Annotated in this window: 14 protein-coding genes; 10 read left to right on the top strand and 4 right to left on the bottom strand. The window is 53.8% G+C overall.

The annotated features are described in order from the left end of the window. Window positions 1–16 precede the first annotated feature (16 nt). Both mobA and KVG95_RS28000 read left to right on the top strand, forming a co-directional pair. On the top strand, window positions 17–619 hold the full coding sequence (mobA, locus tag KVG95_RS28005) for a molybdenum cofactor guanylyltransferase MobA (protein ID WP_050681940.1): 603 nt from the start codon (window positions 17–19) through the stop codon (window positions 617–619). Window positions 620–695: 76 nt separating this feature from the next. Then, on the top strand, window positions 696–917 hold the full coding sequence (locus tag KVG95_RS28000; RefSeq protein ID WP_038982251.1) for a YgdI/YgdR family lipoprotein: 222 nt from the start codon (window positions 696–698) through the stop codon (window positions 915–917). Window positions 918–1006: 89 nt separating this feature from the next. Here KVG95_RS28000 and KVG95_RS27995 read toward each other — a convergent pair whose 3' ends face one another. From KVG95_RS27995 to KVG95_RS27985, 3 genes are all read right to left on the bottom strand, one after another. Continuing rightward, window positions 1007–1897 (bottom strand): pseudouridine synthase, encoded by an 891-nt coding sequence (locus KVG95_RS27995; protein WP_217858702.1) that lies wholly within the window; start codon window positions 1895–1897, stop codon window positions 1007–1009. Between the two features lie 72 nt (window positions 1898–1969). Continuing rightward, on the bottom strand, window positions 1970–2290 hold the full coding sequence (locus KVG95_RS27990) for a hypothetical protein (protein WP_008075636.1): 321 nt from the start codon (window positions 2288–2290) through the stop codon (window positions 1970–1972). Between the two features lie 163 nt (window positions 2291–2453). Further along, a complete protein-coding gene (locus KVG95_RS27985; protein WP_052964156.1) occupies window positions 2454–2690 on the bottom strand; it encodes a glutaredoxin family protein in 237 nt (78 codons plus the stop codon). A 209-nt stretch (window positions 2691–2899) separates the two neighbouring features. Between KVG95_RS27985 and KVG95_RS27980 the strand changes: the two genes are divergently transcribed. Further along, window positions 2900–4618: a cation:proton antiporter gene (locus KVG95_RS27980; protein ID WP_217858701.1), complete on the top strand. Its 1719-nt coding sequence runs from the start codon at window positions 2900–2902 to the stop codon at window positions 4616–4618. 1 nt (window position 4619) lies between these two features. Here KVG95_RS27980 and KVG95_RS27975 read toward each other — a convergent pair whose 3' ends face one another. Beyond that, window positions 4620–5828 (bottom strand): ammonium transporter, encoded by a 1209-nt coding sequence (locus KVG95_RS27975; RefSeq protein WP_217858700.1) that lies wholly within the window; start codon window positions 5826–5828, stop codon window positions 4620–4622. Between the two features lie 305 nt (window positions 5829–6133). Here KVG95_RS27975 and KVG95_RS27970 point away from each other — a divergent pair, with 305 nt between their 5' ends. The 7 genes from KVG95_RS27970 to KVG95_RS27940 form a co-directional block, all read left to right on the top strand. After that, window positions 6134–6448: an ElaB/YgaM/YqjD family protein gene (locus KVG95_RS27970; RefSeq protein WP_008009371.1), complete on the top strand. Its 315-nt coding sequence runs from the start codon at window positions 6134–6136 to the stop codon at window positions 6446–6448. A 1-nt stretch (window position 6449) separates the two neighbouring features. Further along, window positions 6450–6839 carry a phage holin family protein gene (locus KVG95_RS27965; RefSeq protein ID WP_007895049.1) on the top strand — a complete coding sequence of 130 codons (390 nt, stop codon included), beginning with the start codon at window positions 6450–6452 and terminating at the stop codon, window positions 6837–6839. Further along, on the top strand, window positions 6836–7174 hold the full coding sequence (locus KVG95_RS27960) for a hypothetical protein (RefSeq protein WP_052963975.1): 339 nt from the start codon (window positions 6836–6838) through the stop codon (window positions 7172–7174). Before KVG95_RS27965 ends, KVG95_RS27960 begins: the two co-directional genes overlap by 4 nt. A 260-nt stretch (window positions 7175–7434) precedes the next feature. Continuing rightward, a complete protein-coding gene (locus KVG95_RS27955) occupies window positions 7435–8766 on the top strand; it encodes a deoxyguanosinetriphosphate triphosphohydrolase (protein ID WP_052963977.1) in 1332 nt (443 codons plus the stop codon). Between the two features lie 172 nt (window positions 8767–8938). Continuing rightward, window positions 8939–9343: a response regulator gene (locus tag KVG95_RS27950; RefSeq protein ID WP_080370428.1), complete on the top strand. Its 405-nt coding sequence runs from the start codon at window positions 8939–8941 to the stop codon at window positions 9341–9343. Between the two features lie 417 nt (window positions 9344–9760). Next, the gene (locus KVG95_RS27945) at window positions 9761–11887 is read left to right on the top strand and encodes a hypothetical protein (RefSeq protein ID WP_217858699.1); all 2127 of its coding nucleotides are present in this window, start codon (window positions 9761–9763) and stop codon (window positions 11885–11887) included. After that, window positions 11887–12919 (top strand): hypothetical protein (locus tag KVG95_RS27940; RefSeq protein ID WP_217858698.1); only part of this gene is annotated, 1033 nt, incomplete at its 3' end. The genes KVG95_RS27945 and KVG95_RS27940, both read left to right, overlap by 1 nt.

Raw genomic sequence — 12919 nt, 5'->3', positions numbered from 1 at the left:
CCCATGGAGAAGAGCGATGACCTCGAATACACCTCTGGCGCCTTGCTCCATTCTGCTCCTGGCGGGCGGGCGCGGCCAACGCATGGGCGGTCAGGACAAGGGTTTGCTGGATTGGCACGGCGAGCCACTGATCGCGCATCTGCACCGTAAGACGCGCCCGCTGAGTGATGACCTGATCATCTCCTGCAACAGAAACCTGGAAAAATATGCGCCCTATGCGGATCAGTTGGTCCATGACGACGAGGGCGACTTTCCGGGGCCGTTGGCGGGTATTCGCGCAGGCCTTAAGGCCGCTCGCCACACTCACCTACTGGTACTGCCCTGCGATGTGCCACGCATCGATGCCGCGCTGCTCCAGAGCATGCGTGAAACCGCCGGACAGCATCCGGACAAACCGCTGATGCTGCGCCATGGAGAACACTGGGAACCCTTGCTATGCATGATTCCCGTCGCCCTTTCAGCGGCTTTCGAGACTGCCTGGAACGAAGGAGAGCGCAGCCCGGGTCGCCTTATGCGCAAGCTGGGCGCTACAGCCCTGCAATGCCCGGATAACGACCCCCGCCTGGCAAATCTGAATACGCCGGAACTGTTAAGCACACACCACACTGTGTCAGACTGACACGCGAAGGAACTTGCGCGCGTTGTATACGTCTCAAGCTCAGCAACCAAAAGAATTCCCATTCGGAGACACACCCATGACTCAACGGACCCTCGCCACTTTCATGCTCGCACTGGGCCTTGCCACCCTCGCCGGTTGCGCATCGCCTACAGTGATCACCTTGAATGACGGTCGAGAAATCCAGGCCGTCGACGCGCCTAAGTACGATGAAGAATCGGGCTTTTACGAATTCGAACAACTGGATGGCAAGCAAACCCGCGTCAACAAAGATCAGGTCCGTACCGTTAAAGATCTGTAATCTTTACGGCGACAACCAGATACAGAAAAGCCCGCTTTAAAAGCGGGCTTTTTCGTGGGTGAAGAAAAGCAGCGTCGTTAACCTTGTGATCACCACTGCAAGGTGATGGTGCTTTCGAATTCTCTTTCCTGCCCCGTGACCGGATCGACAAATCGCAGCCCTTGGGCCAACAGCTTCAAGGGGTTGGCATAGTCATCTTCTACGTCCTTGAGCACCTGCGGATAGAACGGATCATTGCAGATGCTGGCCCCCAGGGCGGTCATGTGAACTCGCAACTGATGTTTCTTGCCCGTCACCGGGTACAGCGCATAACGCCAGAGTTCACCGTTTTTTTCCCTGACCTCGACAGCCGTCTCGGTATTGCTGACGCCCGGACCTTCTTGCATGCGAAAAAACGGCTCGCCATCGATAAGTCGACTTTTATGAACCAGAGGGAAGGAGTGCTCCGGCAATGCCCGGGCGATTGCTTCATAGCGCTTTTCGATCTGGCGTGTAGGAAACAATGACTGATACGCCGACCGACTCTGAGGATTGGCTGAAAACAACACCAACCCAGCCGTATGCCGATCAATGCGATGCAAAGGCACCAGATGCGGGTTATCCAGGCGACGGATCAGCCGCCGCAGCAATGTCTGCTCCACGTATTCACCCGCCGGAGTCACGGGCAGGAAGTGTGGTTTATCTGCTACCACCAGATGCTCGTCGGCATAGAGGATCGACTCCACCACCGGAATCGGTTTTTCGTCCGGCACTTCACGGAAATAATGAATCCGCAGACCCTCTTTGTAAGGCAGGTCCAGGGCGATCGGCAGGCCTTGCCCATCGAGGACACGACCGCGAGCAATTCTGTCCAGCCATTGTTCACGACCGATGGCACTGAAGTGTTCGCAGAGGCAATCGAGGACGGTCTGCCACGGCCCCGGCGGCAGGTAGAGCGTGCTGGCCTGGTTATGTGCAGCAGAAAAAGATGAAGTGGACATACGAAAAGCTCTGACCCTCAATACAGGGCGGCATTATCCAACAGTGGCCGGAACGAACCTAGAAGAGAATCCTCAAGCAGGTATCGACTGTGCTCGAGCGGCCGCTTCGGTGAACTCCTTGAGCCAGCGCAGCACATCGACCGCTTCCCAGCGACCCGGATCATAAAGCGCATACAACAACCCCTGATAGCCCACGACATCCAGCTGTCGGTGATAGCCCGCACGCTGGAACAAGGCTTCGATTTCGGCGAAACAGGTATTGAAATGCAATTTGTTGAAAGGCGTTTTTCCCTCCGTGACCAGTCCATCCAAACGCAATTCGAGGACGGCCTCGCGCACCACGTCCGCCGACATCCGGTTCACGCTGTTCTTCAATTGTTCGACATTGACCAAGGTTCATCCCTCTGACGTCCGGGATCGGCTGCCAAACCCGAAACAGGGAAAAGCATGGCAGGCAATCGGAATAACTGTATGCGCATACAGTATCCGAATAACATCGGTTAAGCCAAGGTATCAATCATAAAGTCCGACACACGGGAACACCGTCGCCGCCCCCCTACCGCAGGAACGCCACCACTTCATCGGCACTGAACGGCCAATCCAGCTCAGCGCCGGTATCGACCCGTCGCAACACTGGAATACGCAGACTGTAAGCTTCGAACCACGTTTCGTCCTCAGCGATATCCACCAGCTCCACCAATAAACCACGCTCGACAAATTCCATTAGCATGGCTTCGGCGACTTCACAGAGATGGCAACCAAGGGTGCCGAACAGCTGACATTCAGGAGGCATGACGACAAGACCCATCGAAGTAAGCGCTCATTCTAGGCCCGCTATCAAAAGCCGTCGAGCCGATGCCCGATCTGTCTGAGCAATGGCTGATTTCAAGAGATTTCGGCAAACTCCTGACGCACATCATTCGCCTCAACGGCCATTTGCGCGATGCTCGCGTCTTTTTTGCCTCTACGCTTGAGTAGTCAGAACCCTCACCGGAGTTTTTTGTGTTCGCCAATCTGTTGATCATCTTCACCTCCTCTCTGGTGGTGATTGCACTGTTCCAGCGCCTGCGCTTGCCACCGGTGCTGGGCTATCTGTGCGTAGGGCTGATGATCGGGCCGACCGCGTTCAACTGGGTGAATGAAAGCGAGGAATTGCCCGACCTTGCCGAGTTGGGCGTGGTGTTCTTGCTGTTTTCTCTCGGGCTTGAATTTTCCCTGTCGAAAATGCTCGCACTGCGCCAGGTGGTATTTGGCCTGGGCAGCCTGCAAGTGCTGGGTTCCGGGATTGTGCTGGGGGGGGGGCTGATGCTGTTCGGCATGCCGACCATACCTGCACTGTTACTCGGTACCGGTTTGGCGCTGTCGTCCACCGCCATTGTCAGCAAAGAGTTGAGCAGTCTCGGTGAGCTCTTCAGCCGTCACGGCCAGAATGCCATCGCCGTGCTGTTGTTCCAGGACGTGGTCGCGGTGTTGCTACTGACTCTGGTGCCGGTGTTCGCCGGCAGCAGCGACCAGGCCTGGTATTGGGCGCTGCCATTGACGCTGGGCAAGACCATAGTGCTGTTCGTCGGTCTGCTGCTGGTCAGTCGCTGGTTTCTGCCAAGGCTGTTCCATGAAGTCGCCGCGTCCCGGTCCGCAGAGCTGTTCGTGCTGTTGGCGCTGGTAATCGTTTTGCTGACGGCCTGGCTGACTCACCTGCTCGGCCTCTCCCCAGCCCTGGGCGCCTTTCTCGCCGGCATGCTGCTAGGCGAAAGCCACTACCGACATCAGATCGAGGCGGACATCCGTCCGTTCCGCGACATTCTGCTCGGGGTGTTCTTCGTCAGTATCGGCATGCTGATCGACTTGCGGTTGTTTGCCAGCCACGGCCTGCTGATTCTTGGCCTGACGCTGGGATTGCTGCTGATCAAAGGCACCGTGGTCGCGCTGCTGGTCAAATGGCGCGGCAGCGATGTCGAAACCGCCTGGCGCAGCGGCCTGGCATTGGCTCAAGGGGGTGAATTCTGCTTTGCCCTGATGACGCAAATGCAGCAGAACAAACTGATGCCCGCCGACTTTGGCGGCCTGCTGCTGGCCGCCACGTTCTGCTCGATGCTGGTGACGCCTTTACTGCTGCGCGCCGCTCCCCACATCGCCACACGCCTGCACCACAAGCCCAACGAAGAAGCCGAACTCGAAGAAATCAGCGCGCTCAACGCAGGCTTGCACAATCACGTAGTGATCTGTGGCTACGGTCGCGTAGGTCAGTCCATCGGGCGCGTCCTGCGTAATATAGATCAACCTTACATTGCGCTGGATACCGACCCGGTGCGGGTTCAGGAAGCAGCCGTCAATGAAAGCTGTGTTCATTACGGCGACTCACGTCGCGGCGAGCTGTTGGTCGCGATAGGGCTGGAACGCGCCAGACTGCTGGTGGTCGCCGTGGACAAGACGGACATCGCACTGTTGATACTCAAGGAGGCACGCCGGTTCAACCCGAGCGTGTCGATCCTGGTGCGCACACGGGACGACAGTCAGTTGGCCGAGTTGAAGGCGGCCGGCGCCAGCGAAGTCGTACCCGAGTTGCTGGAGTCGAGCCTGATGCTCGCCTCCCATGCGCTGATCATGCTGGGCATACCCGGCCAGCAGGTGCGAGACCGGGTCGACCAGGTACGGCGGGACCGCTATCGCCTGCTGCACGGTTTTTACCCTGGCGCTGACGATGACGATGAGGAACGGTGATTCAATCCTGACTCACGGCACCGATCTTGTGCACCGACAAGTCCGCGCCGTAATACTCCTCTTCCTGGCTCAGGCGCAGACCAAACAACGCATTGATCACGCCATACACCGTAAAACCGCCGACCAGCGCAACAATCACCCCCAGAGAAGTGCCGATCAACTGGCTGACCAGGCTCACGCCCCCCAAACCACCCAAGGCGGTTTGACCAAAGATGCCGCAAGCGATCCCGCCCCAGACACCACACAGTCCATGCAGAGGCCAGACGCCCAGCACATCATCGATATGCCATTTGCCTTGAGCCGCGGTAAAGCACCAGACAAACAGCGCCCCGGCGATGGCACCGGTCACCAACGCACCCACCGGGTGCATCAGATCCGAGCCTGCGCAGATCGCCACCAACCCGGCCAATGGGCCGTTATGCAGGAAGCCCGGGTCATTGCGCCCGACGATCAACGCCGCCACGGTGCCGCCGACCATGGCCATCAGCGAGTTCACCGCCACCAGCCCGCTGACCCCTTGCAGCGTCTGAGCGCTCATCACGTTGAAGCCGAACCAGCCAACGATCAAAATCCACGAACCCAGCGCCAGAAAGGGAATGCTCGACGGTGCGAATGCCACGAGTCGCCCATCGCGATAACGACCTTGCCTTGGGCCGAGCAACAACACCGCCGCGAGTGCCAGCCAGCCGCCCATGGCGTGAACCACCACGGAGCCCGCGAAGTCATGGAAACTGGCACCAAAACGCTCCAGCAACCAGGCTTGCAGGCCAAAGTTGCCATTCCAGATCATGCCTTCGAAGAAGGGATAGATGAACGCCACGATCAGTGCGGTCGCACACAACTGCGGGACGAACCGGGCGCGCTCGGCGATGCCTCCGGAAATGATTGCTGGTATCGCCGCAGCAAAGGTCAGCAGAAAGAAAAATTTCACCAGCCCATAGCCATGATCGGCAGTGATCACCGCCGCCGGCTGCATGAAAGTGACCCCGTAGGAAATCCAATAGCCTATAAAGAAATAGGCCAGGGTCGAAATGGCGAAGTCGCTGAGGATTTTCGACAAGGCATTGACCTGGTTTTTTTGTCGAACCGTACCCACCTCGAGAAAGGCGAAACCGGCGTGCATGGCCAGGACCATGACCGCACCGATAAGGATGAACAATGTGTTGGAGCTATGGACCAGACTGTCCACAGCACTTTGCAGATTTTCCATGGATTGGCAGACCTGAAGGCTGAAAAAAGCACCAAAGCAGTTCGCGCAGATGGCTGACGCACCAAGTTGCAGCTCATCCAGACCACAGCGCTGATCTGGATGAACCGGTTTGGCGCACAAGACCGCAGCCTCTGCGCGAGTTTTGATTATTTGAGTTAAGGATTTCCTGAAATCATGCCCAGCAACAGCGCAATGGCGCAGGCTGACGCACCACGACATAGCAAAAGTTGTACCAGTCATTTGTACTGAACCTTCACGCAAGGCTCATACTCGAACGCTTCAGAAGCCACTCACGGAGATCACCAATGGCACGCACCACAGCAAAGACTGCTCAAGAAGTTTTGATGGAAGATTTTCAGACGCTGGTCACCGACACTGAAAGGTTGCTGGAACACACCAAATCCCTGGCTGGCGATCAAGCCGATGAGTTGCGCCAGCAGATCCATGACAGTCTGTTGCGCGCGCGCGAAACCCTGAGATTGACCGAAGACTCTGTGCGCGAGCGCGGCAAAGCTGCTGTCACCGCCACGGAAGATTACGTTCAGGCCAATCCATGGCAATCGGTCGGCATCGCGGCTGGCGTGGGCTTCCTGATCGGCCTGCTGGCCACTCGGCGCTAACATGGCGATCGGCGAATCCGGCCCGTCCGCGACGGGCACCGGCTCATCACCGCGGCGCCTCGGTGCCGCGTTTCTTGGACTGCTGCACAGTCATGTCGAACTGTTCGGCATTGAATTGCAGGAACAAAAAGCACGCACCGTAAGCCTGTTGCTGTTTGCAGGCCTGACGCTGGTCTTTGCCTTGTTATTGCTGGTGGGCTTGTCGACGCTGGTGTTGATCCTGTTTTGGGACACCTATCGCCTGGCAGCAATCATCGGGCTCTGTGTGTTCTACACCCTCGCAGCATTGTTCTGTGCGATGCGCTTGAGAGCCGCGATTTTCGATGAATCCTCGCCCTTCCATGGCACCCTGGAAGAGTTGGCCAATGATCGGGAGCGTCTGTTGCCATGAGCATGTCTGAACTTCCCCGCAACAGCTCGCGCACGGAAATGCGCAAGGCGCTGATCCGCCTGCGCATGGAAATGCATCGCCAGGAAATTCGCCACGAATCCCAACACCTGTTGCACCCCCTGCAACGGGTGCGTGGCATGACGCAAAACCTGCAAGACGGTCTCGGCATCAAACACGCCCCGCTCTGGGGCATCGCGGCCGTGATCGGGTTGGGCTTTCTGACCGGCAAGGGTGCCAAGGGTGGCGGTATCGGCAGCCTGACTCGGCTGGCTCGCCTGGGCGTCACGCTGGGGCCACTGATCAAGCTGATCATGCAGAACTCGCGCAAACACTAGTCAGTCCTGTTTGGCTGCATTTCTACAATACCACCGGGATTAACCTCTTTATCGTGAGGTTGATCCTGCGTGCGCCCAGGTTTGGGACACCTACCGCGATGCCACCAGCAATCAGTACTGCCTTACCGCCGGGCAATTTTTCGACAACGGCGAGCGACTGCTGCTCATCGATATTGATGCCGCGGGGCTCTAGTTCTCCTTGCAGGTACCGGCTCGAACCGGGAAGCTAGGGGATCAGTCACCTGACGGAGAAACCAGCCTTGGATTGGCAAACCCTGCTTACCCGCGAACGCCTCGGAAAGCCTGTGCACAGCCCGGAAGAACTCGGCCGCAGCCCTTTCCATAAAGACCACGACCGCATCATTTTTTCGGGCGCGTTTCGCCGTCTCGGGCGCAAGACCCAAGTCCATCCGGTCTCCAGCAACGATCACATCCACACGCGCCTGACCCATTCGCTGGAAGTCAGCTGCGTCGGTCGTTCGCTGGGCATGCGCGTTGGTGAAACCATCCGCAGCGCCCTGCCCGACTGGTGCGAACCGAGCGACCTGGGGATGGTGGTGCAATCGGCTTGCCTGGCCCATGACATCGGTAATCCGCCCTTCGGTCATTCCGGTGAAGACGCGATCCGCCACTGGTTCCAGCAGGCCGCAGGTCGTGGCTGGCTGGATGCGATGAGCGAAGCCGAACGCAATGACTTCCTCAATTTCGAAGGCAACGCCCAAGGTTTCCGGGTGCTTACCCAGCTTGAATACCACCAGTTCGAAGGGGGAACCCGGCTGACCTATGCCACGCTGGGCACCTACCTGAAATACCCGTGGACTGCTCGGCACGCCGACTCTCTGGGCTACAAGAAGCACAAGTTCGGTTGCTATCAGAGCGAACTGCCGCTGCTGGAACAGATCGCTCATAAACTCGGCCTGCCCCAGCTGGACGAACAGCGCTGGGCGCGCCATCCACTGGTGTACCTGATGGAGGCCGCCGACGACATTTGCTACGCGCTGATCGATCTGGAAGATGGTCTGGAAATGGAGTTGTTGGAGTACGCCGAAGTCGAGTCCCTGCTGCTGGACCTGGTGGGCGACGACCTCCCGGAAACCTATCGCCAGCTCGGTTCGCAGGATTCGCGTCGGCGCAAACTGGCGATCCTGCGGGGCAAAGCCATCGAACACCTGACCAACGCAGCAGCTCGAGCGTTCGTCGAGCAACAGGACGCGCTGCTGGCGGGCACGCTGCCTGGCGACCTGGTGGAGCACATGCATGGCCCCGCCAAACGTTGCGTCTTGAATGCCAAGGACATGGCGCGCAAAAAAATCTTCCAGGACAAGCGCAAGACACTCCACGAAATAGGCGCCTATACCACCCTGGAAATCCTGCTCAACGCCTTTTGCGGAGCAGCACTGGAGCAACACAACGGTCGTACACCATCCTTCAAGCACCGCCGCATACTCGACCTGTTAGGCAACAATGCGCCCGATCCTAATGGCCCTTTACACACCTCCTTCTTGCGAATGATTGATTTCATCGCCGGCATGACCGACAGCTATGCCGGTGAAATGGCGCTGGAAATGACCGGTCGTTCAAGCCACCGATAAAAAATGTATCGATCAGCCGTATCAGAGAGCTCTGAACGGCTGATCGAGTTTCTCGACATTCATCTGTATTTCAACGTCGCCAGAATCGCCCTACACCTTGCGCAGAGCGGACTGATCGATTGTTCGGCCATATCGCGAAATAATCACACTCCCCCTGCTCGACAGATGACGCATGAAAACTCCTATGTTCGAACATGACTGGCGCATCTTGCTGGTGGAAGATCATCCCTTTCAGCTACGGGCGACTCAATACTTGCTCGAGAGTTATGGCTTCACCCAACTGACCGCCACTGACAGTGCCGAAGGCGCCTTGCAACACATGCTCAAGGCGGAGCAACCATTCGATATTCTTCTGTGCGACCAATGCCTGCCCGACCTTCCAGGCCTTGATTTGATCGAATACGCCAGTCACCGGGGGATGATCAGACAGGCCATCCTTCTGAGCAGTCTGACATCCGTCGAACTGGACAAACTTAAAGTAATGGCTTACGAACATGGACTGCCCTTGCTCGGTTACTTGATCAAGCCATTGAAACAATCAGACTTTAGAAACTTGTTGACCTTGGCCTCAGTATAAAAACACAAAAACCCAAACACATTAAAACAATGACCAACATATAGATTCAAACCTCTAACTCAATGCTTTCAACGGTTTGACTAACCCTACCAAACCTTGCCTTTCCTCATGCAAAACCTAGTTGATGCGTAGTCCCATTCTTCTTCAGTTGTAGGACTTTTCCTATATTGCCGCTACAGCCCCCTCAGTTCATGCGGCCCCTCAACTATCTGAGCTAAGGTGCGCGCTTTATTTGTGCACGTATGGGATTTGATTATGAACTCTTTCCCTTTTGTGGACACACACTCAATGCGAGATACATAATTTTACTATATTTATCATTAGCTTATGCACGTACACGCTCTTTTTTTGACACCTATTATTTGACACCGCCCATCACGAGTCTAGTCTCAAGGGATTCACGGTGAGGCCTTGGCCATGATCTCTTTTAAAATTGCCAGCGACCACATCTTATTCCGCCTCGAATGGCGAAATAAGCAAGGCTGTAGAAATATGATCTTGCCGAGGCCACCGTTAGCATCGCAAGCCAACCTTGAGACTGTATGCAGTGAAATAGCCCGGATTTGCCATCGTTTTGCTCCCTACACAACTACAGGCCGGGTAGGGTCACTGAGAAAAATATTGAACTTCGCGACAGACCAAGGACGGGCCCTGCCAGATCCGAACAGTGCCGAATGGAAAGTCTTCGTAAATGAGCACTACATATACCATCTTTCACACCCCGAAAAGCTGAATAACGATGGCGACAAAGAATTCGAATCCATACGCAAGGAATGGACTCAAATTGGTTACCTATATAAAAGTCTTAAGCAGAAGTACATCATCCCTTCGGGCATCACTATACCTTCCATGAGGCAGCCACAAATTTCGGATGATGAAAGAAGTTCTGATGTGTTGGACTCGGTGGAAGCAAATTTATGGCCGTTGACAGATGTCAATGAGCTCTGGCCGAAGAGTTTCTTGATAGATAAAGGATTGAACGTCAGTACAGATCATTTTCTGGATACCCTTCAAAGCGATATCGAGAAACGTACGCAGACTATACTCTCTGCTTGTGAAAACCACTGGGACAAAGTAGTGGAATGCCAACGCATTGGCGAAAAGTTGATAAATTCAATTTCTTTAGAACAGATTGAAGCGCTCTTAGCTTCTGGTAATTTTTACGTGGGACGCCGATACATCGCTGATCCTGCGAATCCAGATGGCGTTGCTTGGTTTTTGGCGATGATCAACTATCATTTTCTCATTACAGATGAGCTGACTGCAATCTCTTATAGGGCCATGAGCAAAATCCATTTTTTTGAACCTTTCTGTCGCAATCGTTATATGAAAGCAAAAATGGACAGCAAGCTGAGAGAGATTGCTGGAGATTATGGGGCCCCGAATTCAAACATCAATGAAACGTTAAACCGTCTCCTTGGTCACCTTTCCGCGCGCGACTGCGGAGCAGCCGCCGCAATTCTGATAGCTGAAAATCCGAAGTTCAATCCACACCCGCTACGCAGTGCTGATTATCTGTCTGAAAATGACAAACCAATACACTATTTCAATAGTGACCTAGACCAGTTAATGTGGAGCGTAAGCAAACCTCGGGCAAGATCTAGAAAAGTCTCCGCACTACCTCCGCGCAGCCTTAAAATTTATACAGGGCTGGTGAAGGCAACAATGAAAGCTAGAATTAGGCTAATGCTAGAAGGGGACATCAACTACAGAAAGCTTTTTTTGACTTCGTCATTAAAGTGGGTTGGATTGAGTAGCAGCCTTGATCAAATTCTGACAGCATCAATAGGAATCTCTCTCTATCAGGCAATTGAACCTGATCTTATTAGTGGGGACGTTTCAAGAGAAGTTTTCTCGTTAAAGAGAATTCGTGGTAGCCAGGGATTGATTAGCTTCCTGAAAGAGGGTAGCTATCAAGCCGTTGCTAACACGCTGGGCAACTCTATCGCTGTCGTTGTGGCTAGATATATACCGGACTGGCTAAAATATCGGTGGAACGTGCGGATACTCCGGACATTTCAGACCAAGCTAATCATTCTCGCTACGAAAGGTAGGCCATGGCATTTTGCCGCAACGGACTTCCTGACCGAGAGCTTTTTGTTTAATTTTATCATCAGGGAAGCAGCGACAAGTCTCACCTCTGATCCAGTATCGATGGATCTTAAACGTTACGCAGCGGAACTCACGGAGGATGCTGTTCATAACCTTGTTGAACACCTAGTGAATCACAAAATGATTCTAAAACTAGACTCTGCCTCTCTGGCTGCCGTGTTTCTATTTGCTGAGATGTTCACTGGATCATCAGGCCAACACGAAGACCCTGGTACAGGGCTTACCGAGGATTCGATTATCACATTGGCACATCTTCTTCATTGCACATACGAGATCAGCAAAGATCCGAACATGTGCGGCCCTATCGTAAGCAATATTGCAGGCCTATCTGTCCCGTACTTCCAACAAGTTTATGTCGAAGCTGTGAAATTAAAATCCGAGCTAGCTAAGAAGACCATGTCTGCAAGCATCATGGTTGAGCGAGAAAAATAATGCCCAGGAAAATTTTCAAGACTTTGCCCTCTAGAGCAACCTTGGCTCTACTAATAGATCAGGCTAAACAGAACCTCGAAGGCACTGTGACCTACACTGCCTCCTGGCTAAAAGTAGGTGGCATCGGGTCTCCCGAATGGAAAGTAATCGGCAATAAAAACAAGTTGGTAACAGTTAGTTTTTCTGAGCTTTTATCTGATGGTAGCTTGCTCACAGATCCACCGAATGCCCAGCTGCTGGCAGCTATTCAGAAACAAGCTTTCTGCATACGCGCAAGATACCTTACACCACGCGTCGACCATCTAGCTTGGTTGAAATATGTCCGCTTCTACATAAACCTAGCAAGCTGGCTATGCCTTTATAAAGATCAATACTACCCACAAACATTTGGCTTCAAACTACTGAACAAAAATGCCTGTGAACTACTAGTTAATGACTATTGCAAATCTGGTTGGGCAGGCGCGCTCCAACTTATCCCAAGACTTAGCGAAATATTCTGTGAACAGATAGGTGAAGTATACAATGGTGTCGAGCTAACCCAATCCCAGATAGCCACGATAGTAGAGCACCTGAAAAAAAACAATTTGTATAAAAAAAACAAAATTGATACAGAGCACGAGTTTGGTTTAGTGTCTAGAACATATCTAGCGACAATCTTGAACACCCACATAACAGCGTTCAAACATGTACATACACGAACATTTCTCAGACAGTTTGAAGTTAACCTGCAAAAACCAGTCCTTGTGCACGGAATCAACATTCGGGCGCAATATAGCTCACACAAAGCACCTATCTTTGACATAGATGCAAGTGGAGAGATAACCAAAGCCTCTCTCGCTCAATTTCTGATACTAGTGAAATCAGTTGCGGAGGGAAACCCGTATTTGCACGATCTGATGCCGAGGTTTGAGTACAACCCGAATGAAGAATTAAAAAACTACGATGTCAAAAAGGAGGGCCATACGAGGAAAATACCCTACTCGATAGGTATGTATGCTATGGACAAAGCAATTGAGTGGGTCATGGTATATG

It is taken from the genome of Pseudomonas farris (assembly GCF_019145235.1).
GTDB lineage: Bacteria > Pseudomonadota > Gammaproteobacteria > Pseudomonadales > Pseudomonadaceae > Aquipseudomonas > Aquipseudomonas farris.
This window is presented reverse-complemented; position numbering and strand designations above follow the sequence as displayed.